Origin of the sequence: Limosilactobacillus oris (genome assembly GCF_025311495.1) — a bacterium.
Taxonomy (GTDB): domain Bacteria; phylum Bacillota; class Bacilli; order Lactobacillales; family Lactobacillaceae; genus Limosilactobacillus; species Limosilactobacillus oris_A.
Genome location: NZ_CP104398.1, coordinates 132639 through 151751, shown reverse-complemented (window position 1 = coordinate 151751; position 19113 = coordinate 132639). Strand labels below are relative to the sequence as shown.

The window sequence follows — 19113 nt, the reverse complement described above, 5'->3', positions numbered from 1 at the left end:
CCATTTGCAAGTAATTTGCCTTACCGCAATTTTTGAGCCGCAAATTGCCGGTACTCGTCCGCATAGTGGTAGCGATTGTTAAACTGGCGGAGCAGCTCATCATCATGGGTGTAGGCTAATCCCGTCTTCATCATTCGCTGGTACAGCTCCGCGTAAGGAAGTGCATCGCTATGGGCCCGGGTACTCTCTACCATTCGGTCATAACCGACGTGACGAAAACTGGTCTCTGCTAATCCCTGGCCGTCGACCTCGAGAATTAGATAGTGGGCCCGTAGATCCCGTTGCAATCCAGGCCAGTGGTTAAATGGTTCCCCAACCGCACCCGGGTTGAGAATGATTCGTTCATCATCAGCATACCGCAGCAGTTGATGGTGAACATGCGCATAGACAGCAACATCCACCGGCTGCTCACTCTCAACGTTGACAAGACGATCGAAGTTTGCAGTTGGTTTCGTGGGGAAGAGGTCCTGGCCCATATTCAGTTTCGGCAGGTTATGGGAAATACCAAAGTTTAACGGCCCCACCTGTTTCATCACGTGCAAGGGCCAACTGGCTAAACTATCAATCAGGTCCGTTGAGCCGTGCTGCGCAACATATTGGGCCAGCCGGGCAAAGTAGACGTGGGAAGGCTTCTCAGTATCCATCAGTCCCCGGGCACCCCGCACAACCAGGTCGTCCCAATTGCCCCGGACAACCACTTGGGGAGCGATTTTTTCAAATAGGTTCCAAACCTTGAGTACACTGGGGCCTGGCATCAAGAGGTCGCCGATAAACCAGTACTGGTCAACACTTTGTTTTAGGCTGTCTTGATACATCGCCTCAAAAGCACTGAAGTTTCCATGGACATCAGAAAAAACTGCAATTCGTGTTCTCAAGCCGTGATTCCTCCTTTTTCTCGTCATTGAATATGATACCAGATAATGGCCTGAACAGCTCAAGATATAATTTCCATTAGAAATGTCAAAATAGCAGTGGTAAAGTTGGAGGGGTAATTTAACACCAGAAAGGAACTTGCAACTGTGTCACAATCACCAACCACCATTACCCCGCGAACACGACGGTTAATCACCGCGATTCTCTTGCTATCAGCTTTCGTTAGTCTCGCTAGCCAAACGATGATGGTAACTGCCCTACCGGTAATTGAGCATGAACTCCACGTTTCACTGAACGCTGTCCAGTGGCTGACCACCGGTTACACCCTAATCATCGGAATTGTTACGCCACTTTCATCCAACATGTACGATAAGTTTACCAACCGGCACGTCTTCCTGTGGACGATTGGAGCCTTTATTATCGGAACAACGATTGGCTGCCTAGCGACTAACTTCTATTCGCTCCTTCTTGCACGGTTAATTCAGGCGGCCGCCAGCGGAATGCTAATGTCATTTCAGATGACCACCATGATTTCCATCTACCCGATTGAAAAACGGGGCTCCATTTTAGGACTCTCCAGCCTCGTCATTTCCACGGCCCCGGCAATCGGGCCGACCCTTGCCGGCTTCATCCTCCAGGTACTCCCCTGGCGGTGGCTGTTCATCAGCGTCTTGCCATTCATGATGCTCGTCTTTATCATCGGTTACTTTAAGCTGCAAAACTTCTCTACGCCACGTGAGATTAAAATTGACTACCTCTCCGTCTTTGTTTCACTCATCGGGTCTAGCCTGGCCCTAGGGAGTTTGACGGTCTTTGAACTTAACCTGGCCGCCGGCTGGGCAATGCTGGTTAGCGGTTTGATTATCATTGCCCTATTCGTTCACCGTCAACTCCATCTGACTAACCCAATGTTAAAGGTCCAGATTTTTAAATACTCGTCCTTCCGCCTAATGACCCTCGTTGGGATTTTCGCTTTCATGATTCTTTTGGGAACCGAACAGCTAATCCCTATTTTTACCGAAAACGTCTTAGGGATGGGGAGCTTTGCCTCCGGGCTGATTCTCCTGCCAGGAGCAATTTGCAACGGACTCGCCGCTTCCTACATTGGGCGTCTTTATGACCAGTACGGCCCTAAGTGGCTAATCATCACTGGCGGGTTCCTGATGATTGTTGCCTCCTATCCCCTGATTACGCTGTCATCCCGCTCTTCAGTCCTGGTTCTGACCATTGCCTACGCGGTCCGCATGGTTGGGAATGCATTTGTCTTCAGCCCCGCCCTTTCTGAAGCCTTTTCCGCCCTTTCCCAATCAGAAAACAGTCACGGAACGGCGCTTAACAACACCCTCCGCCAGGTCGCCGGAGCTGTATCGGTCACCATGCTGGTAGTTATTTCTGGGATCCCTCAGAACCCGGTTGCCGGGATTCGGTTGTCCATGTGGATTACCGTCATTTTGATTTTCCTGATGCTAATCACTTTTGGTCACTACCTATCGATTAGTAAGCGCCGCTAATTTCTGTTACAATAAGCAGGATTAAATTTGGAGGAGATGGGGAACAAAGATGGAGACAAGCGAACAGGAAGAACATTATCCAAGCGGCTGGCACCGAACCTTTTATACCATGTGGCTCGGTTCCTTTATTACGGGGGCTGGCTATTCGATGACCATGCCGTTTATCTCACTGTTTATTAACGAACTGGGAAACTTTTCCCGCTTTCAGCTAAATATTTATTCTGGTCTCGCCTTTGCCGCAACCTTTGTCAGCCAGGCAATCGTTTCGCCGCTGTGGGGAAACCTGGCGGACCGAAAAGGACGCAAATTGATGTGTATGCGGGCCGCCGGGGTCATGGCCATTACCATTTTCTGCGTGGGGCTCGCGCAAAACGTTTGGATGATTATTGGCCTGCGCTTCTTGCAGGGAGCTTTTTCGGGTTATATCAATAATGCCACGGCCCTGATGGCAGGCGAAACGCCTCGTTCCCACTCTGGTTGGGTAATGTCAGCCATGGCAACCGCCGGGGTTGCCGGCAACCTGGTTGGCCCCCTGCTCGGCGGGGTGCTTTCCGGGGCATTTGGCTACCGGATCCCGTTTTTCATCACCGGGGGCCTAATGTTCCTGAACTTCGTTGGTACTTCCCTCTTAGCGAAGGAACACTTTAAGCCGATCAAAAAGGAAAAGATGAAACCGCTCCGCCAAATTTTCCAAGAGCTTGATAACCCCGGGGTCATTATCGCGATGTTCTTCACGACAATGGTTGTTATTTCATCATCAATGTCAATTACACCGATTATTAGTCTGTACGTTAAATCCTTAATGCATAACCAGGGCAACGTCGCGCTAGTTGCCGGAATCGTTGCTGCCACTCCGGGACTGGGAACGCTAATTGCCGCCTCGAAGGTTGGGCACACAATGGACCGAATCGGGCCGAAAGTCGTCCTGCGTACAGGGCTGATGGTTGCCTTTGTCCTCTTTATTCCAATGACCTTTACCCACTCAGCCTGGTCGCTAGCTTTTTGGCGGTTCCTGCTCGGTCTGGCCAATGCCGCCCTCAATCCGGCTATCCAAACTGTTCTTACCCTAGATGTTCCAGCGGAAGCGTTTGGGCGGATCTTCAGTGTCAACCAATCCTTTCAAGCTGTTGGGGCTGTGATGGGCTCTCTTATTGGCTCGGTCATTTCCGGTCTGTTCAACTACCCAATAGTCTTTGCGGTCACTGGCCTGACTCTGCTGATTAATATGGTAGTCATCCTAGTGGTCTTACGGACACGTCAGCCCCAAGTATGATTTCAGATTAGCACCCCTTACGGCTGGGGAAGCCAGCTAGCAAAGCAAAACGGTCACTATCAGCAAAAGCTGATGGTGGCCGTTTCATCATTTACAGGCTAAGCAACCATATTTTCTAAAGCACAGGCGAGGAGGCCCCCAAACAGCGGACCGCACATTGGAACCCAGGCATACCACCATTCTGCCCCTGCCTTATTAGGCACCGGCAAAACGGTATAGGCAAACCGCGGGCTCCAGTCCCGGGCCGGATTCAGTGCAAACCCAGTGGTTGAACCTAATCCCGTCCCAATGACAGTAATAACTAGGCCGACAATAAAGGGCTTAATCCCCACGGTAAAATTACCAAGGTTAAGCAGGATAAAGATAAAGGCAAAGGTGGCAATCACCTCCGACAAGAAATTAAACAGCGGCGACTTAATTGCCGGCCGGGTAGCAAAAATCCCCACGGTATTCCCCTCTCCCGACTTAGTTACCGCGAATTGGGGATAGTATTGAATAACCACCAAAACTGCGCCAACAAAGGCGCCGAGAAATTGACCGGCCAGGTATGGCAAGACTTGGTGCCAGGGAAAAAGACCGTAGATGGCAAAGGGAATCGTCACGGCTGGATTCAGGTGCCCTTGGGAACCTAAAAAGCCCGCGACGTAAACTCCCATTGTTACTGCCAGGCCCCAGCTGGCGCACACAAACCACCAGTTACTTCCCGTAGCATAATTTTTCTTGAGGTTAACACTGGCGGAACAGCCACACCCAATTAAAATCAAAATTAGCGTTCCGAAGAACTCACCGCTAAAACCGTTCATTAGTATCGCTCACTTTCTCGTAATCGCTTTCACAAAATAATATTTTACACTTCCTACCAGGTATCGGCAAGGCAAAGTCGTAATCGACCGTGGCCGCTCCCCCTTCGGCTAACTGATCTTTTGGTCAATAATCGTTTTTCAGGGTAGAAAAAGTTATAAATCGTTAGTAGCAGGTAGGCCAGCAGAACCCACCGCGGTGTCACATACGCTAGAAAAATCAGCAGCAGGTTAAGGGCTAAAACGATTACTAGCCGTCGTCCCCACCGTAGAGAGTACATCTTTGGACTACCATCAACTTCATTAAAAAACTCCTCCCAAGCGTTAGCTGAGATAATCATTTTCATTAAGTTAGCAATGAAGTAGGCAATCCCGTAGTCAAACACAGCCAGACTGCTGGGCCGGAGCATCATCCACTTGGTTAACATTGGGATCACCGACAATGCTGCCAGAAAGATGAAGTCATTAATAATCATCTTCTTCGTCACCCGATTTAAGACCAGGAGGAGCCGGTTCAAGTCATACCAAAAGTTAGCGACCACGAAGAAGCTCACCAGGAAAATAAAAATCGACCCCATGAAATTACGGTAAGAAACACCAGCCTGACTTGGCAAAGGAACTTCTAAAACCATTACGGTTAGGATGATTGCAATCATCCCACCATTGAGGTTATCCAGATGCTCCTTATAGACATGTTTGATTGGAGAAAAAAAGATGAGAAAATTTACTAACATTTGTGGAATTGCTTTAGCTTGCCTTTCTATTGCTGGAGTTAGTACAGTAGCCATTAATTCCGGATTGACTATCCCGACCGTGGCCGCTGCCAGCCGCGAAAATATCGATATCTCTAACCGTGACATTGCCAACTACCTGGCCAACTGCCAGCAATACGAGTGAGTCTAACGACAAACAGTTCCAAGGCTTTACCAGCATCAAGGCAATTGAATACCGTGGGAATAATCGCGTCAAAATTACTGTTAATGACGACTTTTACCAACTGTCTAAGCCTCGTCGTGACTTGTTAATTGACACAATGCAAAACGGCATTTTGGACACCCTAATGGACGACCAGCAAGAAAAACTAGCGGAAGGTGATATCCACAAGGGCATCCAAACTAAGGTCTACCTGAATAACCAGCTAATCGGTCAAAGCAGCAAAAATAATAATCGCCTAATTAATTGGCAAAAGTAATTGCAAGCTCCTGAACGTTTAAAACGTCCGGGGGCTTTTTTATAGCAACAACTCCCGACTTAAATCAAGTGAATAGAATTTCAAAATTGCCTCAATTGCCCGGACATCATGCTGAGCCTGGTGGAACTTAAACGGCGGTAGGTTCAAGAGCTGGCACATCTTTTTCAGCCCCAGCGCCTTTTGTCCATTCCAAACTTGCTGGGCCACTAATTTTTCCAGGTCAATTGCCTGGATAGTATTCCAAAAGCGGTTTTGCTTAGGAAGCGCAAGCCGATTAGCTGCCCGTTGCAAGGCCTTAAAATCCTGACTATTATCCCAACTGACGAGATAGTCGGGAGCCAGGCTGGCGACCAGCTTGATAATTCGTGGCAGCTGGTACTTAACGGTATACTGCTGTGCCTGAGAAAAAGGAACATCGTAACGGCGCAGGAACTGGAGTTGACGCGCATCAGTCTGTTGACTATTGAAAAAGTAATAATTGAACTTTTCAGCTTGACCATATATTCGTCCTGCTAACTGGAAAATGTGGTTCTGGTTGCCGGCTTGAAAGAATTCTAAATCAAGGATTAGTAATCGGGCAGAACCATTGAGGACTGCTCGCAACTGGGTAAGGCTTTCCACCGGGGCTGCCTTCGCCCTGCCGACCGGAGCAGCAGCTGGCCCGTTAAGATTTTGACCGACCATAATATACTGTGAAATTGGAAAAAGTGACGAAAAGTGAATCGGGGCATACCCTGCTTCTTGAAGTCGTTGTTGTTCAGCCATTCTGTTCCTCCATCAAAACATATGTTCGGTTTAATTATACCTGAATTTATTCTTAGCCGCTAGTTTTATTTAAATCGTCCCGGGGCGGTTCTTAATCACGACAAGATTAGCTATAATAGTCTTAAAAGTTAAAAGGAGTACGGACGATGGATACTAAAGACTACTTATTTACCTACTTCGCAATCGTTGATAAGGCCGCCCACTCAATTCCTAACTACGATAAGGTAATTTTCAACGACATGAGCAAGAACAACCAAAAGTTTGCGGCGATTGTCAACAAGTACCAAGATACTGACTGGCGCAAAGTCACTGAGAAAATTTTTATGGAACTGCTTCATGAGGGAGTCTTCACGGGAACGGTCGATGACGATGGGGACATTATCATCAGCAACGTTACACCACTCACCTACGAGATTCTCGACCAGGCCAAGCAACCAGCCTTTTGGGACCAGCTCGCTAAGCTCGCCCCGCAGTGGCAGGACGGGTCTCTCACTAAAGTAGTGGTGGATTGCTTGTAAACGACAATTGAAGATAAAAAATACGAGCAAGTTATTCTCTTCATAAAGAATAACCTGCTCGTATTTAGAATGTTTACTTCCCCTCGACCTCTTCATCGGTCTTGAGGACGGCCATGAAGGCTTCCTGCGGGATGTCAACCCTCCCGACGGCCTTCATCCGCTTCTTCCCTCGTTTCTGCTTCTCCAGCAGCTTGGCCCGGCGGTCTGGGTCCCCGGTGTGAATTCGGGCCGTAACGTCCTTCCTGTAGGCCTTGATGTTGGTCCGGGCAATAATTTTAGAACCAATTGCCGCCTGAATTGGGATTTCAAAGTTTTGCCGGGGAATAATCTTCTTGAGCTTAGAAGTGATTTCCCGCCCCCGCTCGGCCGCAAAGTCCTTGTGGGCAATAAAGCTCAATGCATCAACCTTATCACCATTCAGCAAGATATCAATCTTCACCAGGCTGCTTGGCCGGTAGTCATCAATCTCATAATCCAGCGAAGCATACCCCCGGGTCGAGCTCTTCAACTTATCAAAGAAGTCAAAGATGATTTCAGACAATGGAATGTGATAAATCACGTTAACCCGGGTGTCACTCAGGTACTCCATCGTTTCAAAAATCCCCCGTTTACGCTGGCAGAGCTCCATTACTGGGCCGACATAATCATTCGGCACCATGATGGAGGCCTTAACAAACGGTTCCTTAATATCCTTAATTGACGAGGCATCTGGCATCTCGGCCGGGTTTTCCACCTCAACCGTCGAACCGTCTGCCAGGTCAACGTGGTAAGTTACTGACGGTGCCGTGGTAATCAAGTCCAGGTTAAACTCCCGCTCCAAGCGTTCCTGAACCACGTCCATGTGGAGCAGGCCCAAGAAGCCGCAACGGAAACCAAAGCCGAGGGCCTGGGAGCTTTCCGGTTCAAAGGTCAGCGCCGCGTCATTCAATTGCAGCTTCTCCAAGGCCTCCCGGAGGTCGTTAAACTTGGCGTTATCGGTTGGGTACAGTCCAGCGTAGACCATCGGCGTCATCTGCCGGTAACCCTCCAGCGGTTTGTCAGTCGGGTTATTGGCGTCTGTGACGGTATCACCGACCCGGGTATCCTTGATGTCCTTGATGGCTGCGGTGATGTAGCCAACGTCCCCCGCCATCAGGACATCCCGGGCCAGGGGCTTCGGTGAGTTAATCCCGACCTCGGCAACCTCGTATTCGGTCCCGCCGTTCATCAGGCGAATCTTATCACCCTTCTTCACGGTTCCTTCAAAAACCCGCACACTCAGTACGACCCCCCGGTAGTCATCGTACTTGGAGTCAAAAATCAGGGCCTTTAGTGGTGCCGTCAGATCACCAGTTGGCGCTGGAACATCCTGGACAATCTTTTCCAGGACCTGGTCAACGTTTAAACCTGTCTTCGCACTGACGTCAACCGCTTCATCGGTATCCAACCCGATTTCATCTTCAATCTGCTTCTTCGTTCCCTCGACATCCGCGGATGGCAGGTCAATCTTATTGACGACCGGCAGAATTTCCAGGTCGTTGTCAATCGCCAGGTAGACGTTTGCCAGGGTCTGGGCTTCTACCCCCTGGGTCGCGTCCACCACCAATACAGCCCCCTCACAGGCCGCCAGTGACCGGGAAACCTCATAGGAGAAGTCGACGTGTCCCGGGGTGTCAATCAGGTGGAAGATGTAGTCTTGCCCATCCTTAGCATGGTAGGTCAGGGCAACGGCGTTTAGCTTAATCGTAATGCCCCGTTCTCGTTCCAGTGGCATATCATCAAGTATCTGATCCTTCATCTCCCGCTTACTAATGGAATCGGTCATTTCCAGGATCCGGTCCGCCAGCGTCGACTTCCCGTGGTCGATGTGGGCGACAATTGAGAAGTTGCGGATACGCTTTTGCCGCTCCTTCATCTCATCTAAGCTCATCGTCATGTTTATTCACTACTTTCTACGAAAATACTAAGATTAGTATAACAAAAACCACTTGGAATTAGCAAAATAAGTAAAACGGGATAGCCCCATCAATTAGGCAGCTATCCCGTTTTACTATTTACCGGTCTTCAAAGGCATCTTTCAGTTTATCCAGGACGGACTTTTTGACCCCCTTAACATCTTCACCACTAGCTGCCGCGAACGCCATCATGGCCTCCCGCTGCCGCTTATTGAGGTTCTTCGGGGTCTTAACGTGGATTGTGACGTGTTCATCCCCGGTTCCCTTCCCATTAAGGAACGGAACACCCTTGCCACGCAGGCGGAAATTAGTTTCCGATTGGGTCCCCGCTGGCACTTTGAGGCTAACATCACCATGAACCGTCTTGACTTGGACCTCATCACCGAGGGCCGCCTGGGCAAAGGAAATGTCCTGGTCGACGTAAATATTCGTCCCCTCACGCCGGAATTCCCGACTTGGCGTCACCCGGAAGATAATGTAGAGGTCACCAGCGGGACCACCGTTTTCACCGGCATCCCCCTGCCCCTGCAACCGCATCTGCTGGCCATCGTCCACCCCAGCTGGAACCTTAACCTCCAGCTCGTGCTTTTCGTGAACGTGACCAGAACCGTGACAGGTATCACAACGGTCTTCTGGCTTGATTACCTTCCCAGTCCCGTTACATTCAGGACAGGTAGTCTGGGTCTGCATGTTGCCAAGTGGCGTTTGGCGAACGGTCACGACGACCCCGCTCCCGCCACAACGCTGACAGGTACTAGCCGACTTGCCTGGCTTAGCGCCTGTACCGTGGCAGGTCTTACACTGGGCGTCACGGTCATATTTGATTGTCGTCGTCTTACCAAAGATTGCATCCATAAACTTTAAGGTCATTGCATACTGCAAGTCCCGGCCAGGACGTGGTGCTGTTGGATCTTGACGCGCTCGACCGCCGCCACCAAAGAATTGACTAAAGATATCTTCGAAGCCGCCGGCACCTCCGAAGCCTTGACCGCTAAAGCCACCGGCACCATTAAAGCCACCAAAACCTTGGCCTGCTTGTTGCCCGGTCGTCCCAAACTGGTCATACTGGGCCCGCTTTTGTGAGTCGCTCAGTACTTCGTAGGCTTCGTTAATATCCTTAAACTTTTCCTCCGCCCCCGGTTCATGGTTGACGTCCGGGTGATACTTCGCTGCCAAGCGTCGGTAAGCATGTTTAATATCTGCCTCAGAAGCATCCTTTGATACCCCTAAAACATCATAATAGTTCTTTTCTGCCATTGATTATCCCTCATCACTTAATTGCTTGTTTAGTTATACCATAAGTATGAACAGAAAGTAAAAGCCAAAGTCCTGTCTGATTGGCCTTTGGCTTTTACTAAGCAATTAATTACTTCTTGTCATCCGGAGTAACATCCTTGAAGTCACCATCAACGGTGTTGTCATCACCCTTGCTGTCACCATTATTGTTGCCAGCGTTACCACCGTTTGGTTGAGGGCCACCCTGAGCGTTGCCCTGTGCTCCTTGAGCCTGCTGGTACAGCTTAACACTCAGGTCTTGGATAACCTTGTTCAAAGCATCCTTCTTGGCCTTCATGTCGTCCAGGTTGCCGCTTTCCTTAGCCTTCTTCAGGTCGTCACGGGCACTTTCGGCCTTCTTGATGTCGTCTTCTGGAACCTTGCCCTTGACTTCCTTCAAGGTCTTGTCGACTTGGAAGAGTTCTTGGTCGACTTCGTTCTTCAGGTCAACCTCCTCCTTCTTCTTCTTGTCGGCTTCGGCGTGTTCCTCAGCATCCTTCTTCATCCGCTCGATTTCTTCATCGCTCAGACCAGAGTTGGACTTAATCGTGATGTTTTGCTTCTTGTGGGTACCCTGATCTTCGGCAGAAACGTTCACAATCCCGTTCTTGTCGATATCAAAGGTAACCTTGATTTGAGGAACACCACGAGGAGCAGCAGGAATGTCTGTCAGCTGGAAGTTCCCTAAGGTCTTGTTGTCAGCAGCCATTGGCCGTTCACCCTGGAGAACGTGGATGTCAACGGCGGATTGGTTATCAGCAGCCGTTGAGAAAATCTGACTCTTGGAAGTTGGAATGGTCGTGTTCCGGTCAATCAGCTTTGTGAAGACCCCACCCATGGTTTCAATCCCAAGGGAGAGTGGCGTAACATCAAGCAACACAACGTCCTTCACGTCACCAGTCAGAACCCCACCTTGGATAGCAGCACCAAGGGCAACGGCTTCATCAGGGTTGATAGAGTGGTTTGGTTCCTTGCCAGTCAATTCCTTAACCATTTCTTGAACGGCTGGAATCCGGGTTGAACCACCGTTGAGGATAACTTCGTCGATGTCATCAAATGACAGGTCGGCATCCTTCAAGGCGTTCAAAACTGGTTGCTTCGTCCGTTCAACCAGGTCGTTAGTCAGTTGGTTGAATTGTGCCCGGGTCAAACTCTTTTCCAAGTGCAGTGGGCCATTTTCACCAGAGGAGATAAATGGCAGGCTGATTTGGGCTTCTTGGACACCGGAAAGGTCCTTCTTAGCCTTTTCAGCAGCGTCCTTCAACCGTTGCAGAGCCATCTTGTCTTGGGACAGGTCCACGCCATGCTCCTGCTTGAAGCCATCGATTAACCAGTCCATGATCTTTTGGTCAAAGTCATCCCCACCCAGGTGAGTATCACCGTTGGTTGAGAGGACTTGGAAGACCCCGTCACCTAATTCCAGGATGGAAACATCGAAAGTCCCACCACCAAGGTCGTAAACCAGGATCTTTTCATCCTTATCCTTCTTGTCCAGGCCGTAAGCCAAAGAAGAAGCAGTCGGTTCGTTGATAATCCGCTTAACGTCCAAGCCAGCAATCTTACCAGCGTCCTTAGTCGCCTGCCGTTGGGCATCGTTGAAGTATGCTGGCACGGTGATAACCGCCTTATCAACCGTATCACCGATGTAGTCTTCAGCGTACTTCTTGAGGTATTGCAGAATCATTGCTGAAATTTCTTGTGGCGTGTACTTCTTGCCATCAATCTCAACCGTGTAGCCGGCTTCGCCCATGTGACTCTTAATGGAAGAAATCGTGTTTGGGTTCGTAATTGCTTGCCGCTTAGCAACTTCACCAACTTGCGTTTCACCGTTCTTAAATGAAACAACGGATGGCGTTGTCCGGCTTCCTTCTGGGTTAGTAATAATCTTCGGTTCGTTACCTTCCATAACGGCAACGGCGGAGTTAGTAGTACCTAAATCAATACCAATAATCTTGTTACTTGCCATTGTTTATTCCCTCTCTTAAATTAATTTATTGTGCAACAACAACCATTGCTGGGCGCAAAACCCGGTCCTTGAGCTGGTAACCAGCTTGGAGGACCTTGACCACCGTCTCTGGCTTCTGGTCATCTTGAACCGGGACAGTTTGCACTGCCTGGTGCAGAGTCGGATCAAAGGTTTCCCCCTCGGCAGGAATCTCAGTAATCCCGTGGTCGGTCAGGGCCTTGATCAGGTGGTCGTGAACCATCTGAATCCCCTTTTTGAGCTGCTGACCATTTTCGTCAGTCACTTCAATGTTCAATGCCCGTTTCAGGTTATCCAAGACAGGCAAAACACTCTTGGCGAGGTCCTGACCATCATACTTTAGAATCTGAGCGCGTTCTTTCTTAAAGCGGTTAGTCATGTTTTGAATTTCCGCTTCCGCACGCAGGTACTTATCATCCTTATCTGCTAACTGGGCTTTTAAGTCATCAATTTCTTTTTGCAGCTTTTCACAGCGGTGATGACACTGTTCATGATGTTTCGCCTGGTCAGGCTTTGAATCTTTCTCAGGCTTCTGTTGAGCAGCTGTTTCCTGCTGGTCCTTCTTTTTTTCTTCTGCCAAATGACTCGCCTCCTATGAATCGTAATAATGGCGGTAAAAATCAAGCAACCGCTTTGCTAGTTCTTGGCGAAAAGCATTCACAATTCCGATTGTCCGTGAATATGGCATCCGGGTTGGTCCCAAAACGGCGATAATTCCCTTCCCGTATTGGTCAACATTATACTTAGCCGTAATCAGGCTGTAGTCGTTCAAGACCTGGTCCTTGGAAATCTCCGAGCCGATTTTAACGTTAATGTCTTTATTATCCGTCGAATCAGCATCGAGGAGGTGCGACAGTTCATCGTTGCGGTCTAGCAAACTATACAGTGCCTGAAGTGCTTGCGGATCTTGGTTATTGGAAAAGCCTAAAATATTTAGGCGTCCGCCCACAAAGAACCGCTCCCGGGCTGCCCGTGAAACCACGTTGTCAAACAGGTCCAGGAAACCGTTCGTGCTGTGCATATAGTGCATCACCCGCACTGGAATGTCGTCACTCAGCCGCTTGAGCACCTCTGCCAGCGGCAAGCCAACCAGTTGATCGTTAATCATCCGGACGACTGCTTGCAAAGCCTCAGCGTCAAAATCACGCGGCAGGGTAAAGGACTGACTCTCCACCTCACCACTATCAGTAACCAGGATAGCAATTACCTTCCGATTTCCCAGTGGGACAACACGGAAGCCACTCAAACGGACATCCGCTTGCTCTGGTTTAAGCGTAAACGCGGTATATGAGGTTAAGTCGGATAAAATGTCAGCCGAATGCGAGACAATCTCATCAATCTTTTGAAAACTGGTCCCCAATGAATTTTGAATCACGACTAAATCGTTATCCGTTACCGCTCCCGGATCCAACAGATGGTCAACGTAGTAACGATAACCCGTTTTTGATGGAATACGGCCAGAAGATGAGTGCTCCTTGGCAATTAAGCCTTGCTCCTCCAGAACGGCCATTTCATTGCGGATTGTCGCCGAACTAACCTTAAACGGTAGTTGTTCGGCCAGGTGCTTAGAACCAACCGGTTGACCCGTTGAGGTATATTGACGTACAATCGCTTGCAGGACCTTTTTTTGTCGCTGTGTTAGCATTTTAATCACATCCCCTTTTAGCACTCGTTAGGGCTAAGTGCTAAACACAATTTATAATATACCAATCCCCCGTCTAAAAGTCAAGGAATGTCAAACTACAAAAGGAAGTTTTATCGTGAAGCAGGAAGAACGTTACATTCAACCGCAAAATACCCGGGAAGCATTGCTCCTTATCCAAAAGCTCTTTAACAGCTACCGCAATGCCCCGCTTACCCAGGAGCTACTCAGTTATCACAATAACCTTATCTTTCGTCTTGGCAGTGATATCCATGATGCCGCGGTTAAGGAAGGTCAGGAGACCCAGCTAGAAGACCTTTCTAATTTGAGCGCTGCCATGCGCCGCTGGACTACGATTCGCCTTTCTGGCCGGCCGTTCAACTTCAAGCTCCGTCATTTCAAATTGGTCAGCGACCAAACGCCCAAGTTCAAACGTCGGGTTCATAAAATTCATCAAAGTGGCAGCCACCGGGCCAGTCGCCATTAAAAAAGAGTGTGAGAAAAAATGCCTAAAATCGGCGGCAAGCTGATTTTAGGCATTTGTCTTTTGACGCAAAGCTAGCCTATTTGGTGTTGCTGCGCTGGTGCATTTTTATCTTTAAAACAGTAAAGAGACTGAGTTAATTCCCAGCCTCTTGCTAGTTCTTACTAATTACAAAGATAACGCTAACTCTGTGTCAATGGGAGTGGGAAGACAAACTAGGCAAGCTAGTCCTTTCCTGCTCCCACTTTTGTTTACTCTAACGGCCAGTCAGACCACGAAGCATCGGCTAGAACCCGGCGTGCATTCGTCTCATCATGGTGCATTTGAGCAACGAGTTCATCAGCACCGGCAAACTTTTCTTCGCCACGCAGGTACTGGTACCACCGAACTCTAACCTCCTCACCATAAATCATTTGCTTAAAGTCAAAAAGGTAGATTTCCACCGTTAACTTCGCCGCCTTGCCAAAGGTGATGTTATGGCCAACACTCGCCATGCCGCCGTACCAACGGGCACCGATTTTTACTTCCACTGCGTAAACACCGATTCCAGGAATCAGCTCTTCTTGTGGAGCCTCAATATTGGCGGTTGGGAACCCCAGGGTCCGGCCCCGCGCCAGTCCATGGACAACCAGGCCGCTGGTCTGATAGCGGTAACCGAGGGCCGTATTAGCTGCCCCTACCTGCCCCGTAGCGATTAGTTGACGAATTTGCCGTGAGCCAACCTTGGCACCTGATTGACCACTTAACGTAAACTTGGGAACCGTGACCACTTCGAACCGGCCGGCAGCATACATTGGCAGCCGTTCCATCGTCGCAACATCTTTCGTACCATAGGTATGGTCAAAGCCAGCCACCACCACCTGGCTGTGAAAAGCCTGCAAGTAGTCCGTAACGAAGTCCTCGGGTGACAAACTGGCATAGGCCGAGGTGAAGCTAACAAGGTAGACCAAGTCCACGCCCAGCTCTTCTAATAATTCTAACTTCCGCTTGGTAGTTGACAGGTAGTCAAAGCCATCTGGATACTGGTGGTAAACGATTCCGGGCGCATGATCATAGGTAAGGACTGCCAGAGGCAGATTCCGTTCCTGCGCAATCTTCTTAGCAGTTCCAATCACTTCCTGGTGGCCCCGGTGGACACCATCGAAAAAGCCCATCGCCAGTACAACCGGCCCGTCCGGAACCAACTGTTGATTTAAGGGGTGGTGAATTTTAATTACTCGCAACCTGGTCCCTCCTAGTTCACAGAAAACATTTTCGTCGGCTTATAGTGGTCGGTATCCCGGTGATACAGCGCCTTCACCTGGTGATCATATTTCAGGACGACCTCCTCGGCCGCCAAAGAAAGCTCCGCGTTTGTCAGCCAGCCGCCATTTTGAACTGCCCGCCACTGCTTTTCCGTCAGCTCAACGACCGGATAATCCTTCAACGCATAGTCAAGCGGATAGAGGTAGCGTTTCATCGTTTGGCTAGCCACCGCGTCCTGTACATCCGCTAAACTGAGGGTCTGATCAATTGTGAAGCCGCCACTCTCCAGGCGGGTCAACCACTTCATTGCCCCCGGATAACCTAGTTGCCGGGCAAGGTCGACCACTAAGGTCCGCACATAGGTACCCTTCGAGCAAGCAACTTTAAAAAAGACGTGCTGCTCTTGTTGTGCTTGGTCGTAGTGGTTGCGGATTAGCGTAAAGTCGGTAATCGTGACGTGACGGGTCGGCCGGTCCACCGTTTCTCCTGCACGGGCATACTCATACAGCCGCTTACCGTTAACTTTAACTGCTGAATACATGGGGGGAACCTGGGTAATTTCGCCGGTTAGCTTGGTCATCGCCGCGGTGACCGCTTCGTCACTGATGGCTGCTTTCACTGGTGCCTGTTCAATCACCTGACCATCAAAATCCTCCGTCTCCGTGGCTCGCCCAATCACCAACTCCCCCTGGTAAACCTTGCCACTCTGCATCAAGTATTCAACTGCTTTGGTAGCAGTACCCACGCAGATCGGCAAGACCCCATCAACTGATGGATCAAGCGTACCAGAATGGCCGATTTTACGAGTCTTGAGGATGCGCCGCAAGCGGCTGACACAGTCAAAACTGGTCATCCCCCGTTCTTTGTATAAAGGAATAATTCCGTCCATTTTCCGCATTCCTCCGTATGTATTTTAAAAGGGGGCTGGGTTGAGCTTGGCCATCCCGCTCCCTTTTTCGGACTACTTGTCCTGCTTGTGAAGCTGGTTGATCAACTGGTCAATCCGACTCCCATAAGCTACAGACTTGTCCCGTTCAAACTTAATTTCCGGTGTCTTGAAGATATTCAACCGGGCGCCCAGCTCACTTCGAATCAGGCCAGTCGCCTTATCCAGCCCCGCCTGCACCTTTTCCATCTCCGATGCTTTATCAGATAGGATACTGTAATAAATCGTTGCTTGCTGGAGGTCACCGGTAACGTCAACCCCGGTAATCGTAACTCCTTGGACCCGCGGATCCCGGACCCGCTTCAAAAGAATATCATCGACTTCCCGCTGAATTTGCTGGGCGAGCCGATCGACCCGGTATTGTTTGTTAGGCATACTTATATCCTCCTTACTTAACCGGAACTTCCTTCATTTGGTAAGCTTCGATCACGTCATTTTCCTTAATGTCGTTATAATTTTCAATCGTTAAACCACATTCAAAGCCGGACTTGACTTCCTTGACGTCATCCTTAAACCGTTTCAAGCTGCCCAGTTCGCCTTCGTAAACGACCACGCCGTCACGAACCAGCCGCACCTTCGCGTCCCGGGTAATCTTACCGGAAGTAACCATTCCCCCGGCAATTGTCCCGACCTTGGAAGCCTTGTAAATCTGCCGTACTTCAACTTCACCGATCGTTTCTTCCTCGTAAACTGGTTCCAGCATCCCCTTCATGGCATCTTCAACCTCTTCAATTGCGTTGTAGATGACCCGGTGGAGACGGATATCAATGTTGCTGGAGTCGGCAAGGGACTTGGCGACTGGTGTTGGCCGAACATTGAAACCGATGATAACGGCGTTTGATGCCTCCGCCAGGGTAACATCACTCTGGCTAATGGCACCAACGGCTTGGTGGATAATATCGACCCGTACACCGTCAACCTTGATCTTTTGCAGGCTCTGGCTGAGGGCTTCAACAGACCCTTGCACATCCGCCTTGATGATAATTGGGAGGGTCTTCATTTCCCCCTTCTTCATCGTGGCGAACAGGTTATCAAGGGTAACGTGAGAAGTCCGTTGCCGTTCCTTATCCTGGGCCCGCTTAGCCCGTTCTTCTCCGGCCGCCCGGGCAGTCTTTTCATCATCAAAGACCACGAACCGGTCCCCAGCTTCTGGGACTTCGTTTAAGCCGGTAATTTCCACTGGAGTCGCTGGGGTTGCCGCCTTGATCCGGCGCCCATTTTCGTTCGTCATCGTCCGCACACGACCAAAGGTATTGCCGACAACAATCGGGTCCCCAACATGAAGGGTCCCTTGTTGAACCAGCACGGTGGCAACTGAACCCCGTCCCTGATCCAACCGGGCTTCAACAACGGAGCCGGCCGCGTTTTGGTCTGGGTTGGCAGTTAACTCCATCATTTCCGCCTGGAGCAGGATCATGTCCAGCAACTCGTCCAAATTCTTGCCAAACTTAGCGGAAATCTTGACGAAGATGGTGTCCCCACCCCAGTCTTCTGGAATCAGGTTGTACTTAGCCAATTCTTCCGTTACCCGGTCTGGGTTAGCGCCCGGCTTATCAATCTTGTTGACCGCCACGATAATTGGGGTCTTAGCAGCCTGGGCGTGGTGGATGGCTTCAACAGTTTGCGGCATAACACCATCATCAGCCGCCACCACCAGAACAGTAATATCGGTGATGTTAGCACCCCGCGCACGCATTTCAGTAAAGGCGGCGTGTCCTGGCGTATCCAGGAAGGTAATCAGATTGTCGTTATAGTGCACTTGGTAGGCACCGATTTCCTGGGTGATCCCCCCGGCTTCGTGTTCCGTAACGTGGGAGTGCCGCAGCTTATCCAACAGGGTCGTCTTACCATGGTCAACGTGTCCCATAACGGTAACTACTGGCGGCCGTTTAACCAGGTGCGCAGTATTTTGCTGCTCGTCTTCAAACATCTTATCGATATCTGAAACGTCAACTTCAACCTTTTCCTTGGCTTCGATCCCGTAATCAGTAGCCAGCAGCTCGATCGTATCCTTATCCAGGGATTGGTTTTGGTTGATCATGACGCCGAGCATAAAGAGCTTCTTGATGATTTCCGCAGATGGCCGGTGAAGCAGCTTAGCCAGGTCCTGAGCATTCATCCCTTCAGTGTATTCCAGCACGTCTGGTAACGGCTTGTCCTTCCGCTGAGTTGGCTGTTTATGAGCCACTTCCCGCATCCGGTTATTTCCCTTATTGTGCTTATTACGCTTCTTGTTCTTCTTGTTGAAGCGTTTGCCGTGGCGGTCGTTGTTGTTCAAGCTGCCGCCAAACCGGCCACCAAGATTCTGGTTCCGGCGGTTGTCATCATGCTTCTTTTCACTGTGCCAGTTCTGGTGTTCTTCCCGTGGCCGTTCTTCTTCCTGTTGGCGCTTAGCTTGATGCTGCTGATTTCCCTTTGCACCCTGGTGAGAATTATCATGGGCCTGCTTCTTATGACTATCCTTCTTTGCTGGCCGTTGTTTAGGGGCCGCCTTGGCGCTTGACTGCTGACCACCGTTCTTTACTACATCACGCAGCTTCTGGGCCTGAGCAGGTGTGACGGACGACATGTGACTTTTAATGTTCATCCCCTGCTGGTTTGCTACCTTGACGAGACCCTTGCTTGGCATTTTGAGCTCTTTAGCTAGTTCATAAATCCGTTCTTTGGCCAT

Annotated in this window: 19 protein-coding genes; 6 read left to right on the top strand and 13 right to left on the bottom strand. The window is 49.9% G+C overall.

All coding sequences use genetic code 11. The features are described from left to right. Positions 1–20 precede the first annotated feature (20 nt). The gene (locus N4599_RS00820; RefSeq protein ID WP_191363524.1) at positions 21–875 is read right to left on the bottom strand and encodes a metallophosphoesterase family protein; all 855 of its coding nucleotides are present in this window, start codon (positions 873–875) and stop codon (positions 21–23) included. A gap of 144 nt (positions 876–1019) precedes the next feature. Between N4599_RS00820 and N4599_RS00815 the strand changes: the two genes are divergently transcribed. Then, positions 1020–2384: an MFS transporter gene (locus N4599_RS00815; protein WP_260901157.1), complete on the top strand. Its 1365-nt coding sequence runs from the start codon at positions 1020–1022 to the stop codon at positions 2382–2384. A gap of 49 nt (positions 2385–2433) precedes the next feature. After that, positions 2434–3657, top strand: coding sequence for an MFS transporter (locus N4599_RS00810; RefSeq protein ID WP_191363522.1), 1224 nt, complete (start codon positions 2434–2436; stop codon positions 3655–3657). 98 nt (positions 3658–3755) lie between these two features. Here the strand turns inward: N4599_RS00810 and N4599_RS00805 are convergent, their stop codons facing one another. Continuing rightward, positions 3756–4460 carry an MIP/aquaporin family protein gene (locus tag N4599_RS00805; protein ID WP_191363521.1) on the bottom strand — a complete coding sequence of 235 codons (705 nt, stop codon included), beginning with the start codon at positions 4458–4460 and terminating at the stop codon, positions 3756–3758. Positions 4461–4513: 53 nt separating this feature from the next. After that, on the bottom strand, positions 4514–5191 hold the full coding sequence (locus N4599_RS00800; protein WP_224757968.1) for a TMEM175 family protein: 678 nt from the start codon (positions 5189–5191) through the stop codon (positions 4514–4516). Here N4599_RS00800 and N4599_RS00795 point away from each other — a divergent pair. Further along, complete coding sequence (locus N4599_RS00795) at positions 5172–5354, top strand: hypothetical protein (RefSeq protein ID WP_260901115.1); 183 nt, start codon at positions 5172–5174, stop codon at positions 5352–5354. The two genes, N4599_RS00800 and N4599_RS00795, sit on opposite strands and share 20 nt — an antisense overlap. Further along, positions 5311–5649, top strand: a complete 339-nt coding sequence (locus N4599_RS00790) for a hypothetical protein (RefSeq protein ID WP_224757967.1) — start codon at positions 5311–5313, stop codon at positions 5647–5649. Before N4599_RS00795 ends, N4599_RS00790 begins: the two co-directional genes overlap by 44 nt. A 39-nt stretch (positions 5650–5688) precedes the next feature. Here N4599_RS00790 and N4599_RS00785 read toward each other — a convergent pair whose 3' ends face one another. Further along, positions 5689–6414 (bottom strand): 3'-5' exonuclease family protein, encoded by a 726-nt coding sequence (locus tag N4599_RS00785; protein ID WP_191363520.1) that lies wholly within the window; start codon positions 6412–6414, stop codon positions 5689–5691. Between the two features lie 146 nt (positions 6415–6560). Between N4599_RS00785 and N4599_RS00780 the strand changes: the two genes are divergently transcribed. Further along, positions 6561–6932 carry a hypothetical protein gene (locus N4599_RS00780; RefSeq protein ID WP_191363519.1) on the top strand — a complete coding sequence of 124 codons (372 nt, stop codon included), beginning with the start codon at positions 6561–6563 and terminating at the stop codon, positions 6930–6932. Between the two features lie 73 nt (positions 6933–7005). On the opposite strand, the gene lepA is transcribed toward N4599_RS00780, so the two are convergent. The 5 genes from lepA to hrcA all read right to left on the bottom strand — a co-directional run bounded on the left by lepA (position 7006) and on the right by hrcA (position 13770). Further along, the gene (lepA, locus tag N4599_RS00775) at positions 7006–8841 is read right to left on the bottom strand and encodes a translation elongation factor 4 (RefSeq protein WP_191363532.1); all 1836 of its coding nucleotides are present in this window, start codon (positions 8839–8841) and stop codon (positions 7006–7008) included. Between the two features lie 124 nt (positions 8842–8965). Continuing rightward, on the bottom strand, positions 8966–10123 hold the full coding sequence (dnaJ, locus tag N4599_RS00770; RefSeq protein ID WP_191363518.1) for a molecular chaperone DnaJ: 1158 nt from the start codon (positions 10121–10123) through the stop codon (positions 8966–8968). A 109-nt stretch (positions 10124–10232) separates the two neighbouring features. After that, complete coding sequence (gene dnaK / locus N4599_RS00765; protein WP_003712389.1) at positions 10233–12107, bottom strand: molecular chaperone DnaK; 1875 nt, start codon at positions 12105–12107, stop codon at positions 10233–10235. 25 nt (positions 12108–12132) lie between these two features. Beyond that, on the bottom strand, positions 12133–12705 hold the full coding sequence (gene grpE / locus N4599_RS00760; RefSeq protein ID WP_191363517.1) for a nucleotide exchange factor GrpE: 573 nt from the start codon (positions 12703–12705) through the stop codon (positions 12133–12135). 12 nt (positions 12706–12717) lie between these two features. Then, entirely contained in the window at positions 12718–13770 is a 1053-nt protein-coding gene (hrcA, locus tag N4599_RS00755) for a heat-inducible transcriptional repressor HrcA (RefSeq protein ID WP_191363516.1), read from the bottom strand. A 115-nt stretch (positions 13771–13885) separates the two neighbouring features. On the opposite strand from hrcA, the gene N4599_RS00750 reads away from it, so the two are divergent. Beyond that, the gene (locus N4599_RS00750) at positions 13886–14254 is read left to right on the top strand and encodes a hypothetical protein (RefSeq protein ID WP_191363515.1); all 369 of its coding nucleotides are present in this window, start codon (positions 13886–13888) and stop codon (positions 14252–14254) included. A 248-nt stretch (positions 14255–14502) separates the two neighbouring features. On the opposite strand, the gene ribF is transcribed toward N4599_RS00750, so the two are convergent. The 4 genes from ribF to infB all read right to left on the bottom strand — a co-directional run bounded on the left by ribF (position 14503) and on the right by infB (position 19113). Then, a complete protein-coding gene (gene ribF, locus N4599_RS00745; RefSeq protein ID WP_260901066.1) occupies positions 14503–15474 on the bottom strand; it encodes a riboflavin biosynthesis protein RibF in 972 nt (323 codons plus the stop codon). Between the two features lie 11 nt (positions 15475–15485). Then, positions 15486–16385 (bottom strand): tRNA pseudouridine(55) synthase TruB, encoded by a 900-nt coding sequence (gene truB, locus N4599_RS00740; protein WP_191363513.1) that lies wholly within the window; start codon positions 16383–16385, stop codon positions 15486–15488. A gap of 72 nt (positions 16386–16457) precedes the next feature. Further along, a complete protein-coding gene (gene rbfA / locus N4599_RS00735; protein WP_003711749.1) occupies positions 16458–16817 on the bottom strand; it encodes a 30S ribosome-binding factor RbfA in 360 nt (119 codons plus the stop codon). Between the two features lie 13 nt (positions 16818–16830). Further along, the gene (gene infB, locus N4599_RS00730; RefSeq protein WP_260901044.1) at positions 16831–19113 is read right to left on the bottom strand and encodes a translation initiation factor IF-2; all 2283 of its coding nucleotides are present in this window, start codon (positions 19111–19113) and stop codon (positions 16831–16833) included.

Coding starts and splice junctions, on each gene's coding strand:
- N4599_RS00810 (WP_191363522.1), top strand. CDS start 2,434: ATGGAGACAAGCGAACAGGAAGAACATTATCCAAGCGGCTGGCACCGA.
- N4599_RS00795 (WP_260901115.1), top strand. CDS start 5,172: ATGAGAAAATTTACTAACATTTGTGGAATTGCTTTAGCTTGCCTTTCT.
- N4599_RS00800 (WP_224757968.1), bottom strand. CDS start 5,191: ATGTTAGTAAATTTTCTCATCTTTTTTTCTCCAATCAAACATGTCTAT.
- N4599_RS00805 (WP_191363521.1), bottom strand. CDS start 4,460: ATGAACGGTTTTAGCGGTGAGTTCTTCGGAACGCTAATTTTGATTTTA.
- hrcA (WP_191363516.1), bottom strand. CDS start 13,770: ATGCTAACACAGCGACAAAAAAAGGTCCTGCAAGCGATTGTACGTCAA.
- lepA (WP_191363532.1), bottom strand. CDS start 8,841: ATGAGCTTAGATGAGATGAAGGAGCGGCAAAAGCGTATCCGCAACTTC.
- infB (WP_260901044.1), bottom strand. CDS start 19,113: ATGGCCAAAGAACGGATTTATGAACTAGCTAAAGAGCTCAAAATGCCA.
- N4599_RS00785 (WP_191363520.1), bottom strand. CDS start 6,414: ATGGCTGAACAACAACGACTTCAAGAAGCAGGGTATGCCCCGATTCAC.
- N4599_RS00780 (WP_191363519.1), top strand. CDS start 6,561: ATGGATACTAAAGACTACTTATTTACCTACTTCGCAATCGTTGATAAG.
- rbfA (WP_003711749.1), bottom strand. CDS start 16,817: ATGCCTAACAAACAATACCGGGTCGATCGGCTCGCCCAGCAAATTCAG.
- dnaK (WP_003712389.1), bottom strand. CDS start 12,107: ATGGCAAGTAACAAGATTATTGGTATTGATTTAGGTACTACTAACTCC.
- dnaJ (WP_191363518.1), bottom strand. CDS start 10,123: ATGGCAGAAAAGAACTATTATGATGTTTTAGGGGTATCAAAGGATGCT.
- truB (WP_191363513.1), bottom strand. CDS start 16,385: ATGGACGGAATTATTCCTTTATACAAAGAACGGGGGATGACCAGTTTT.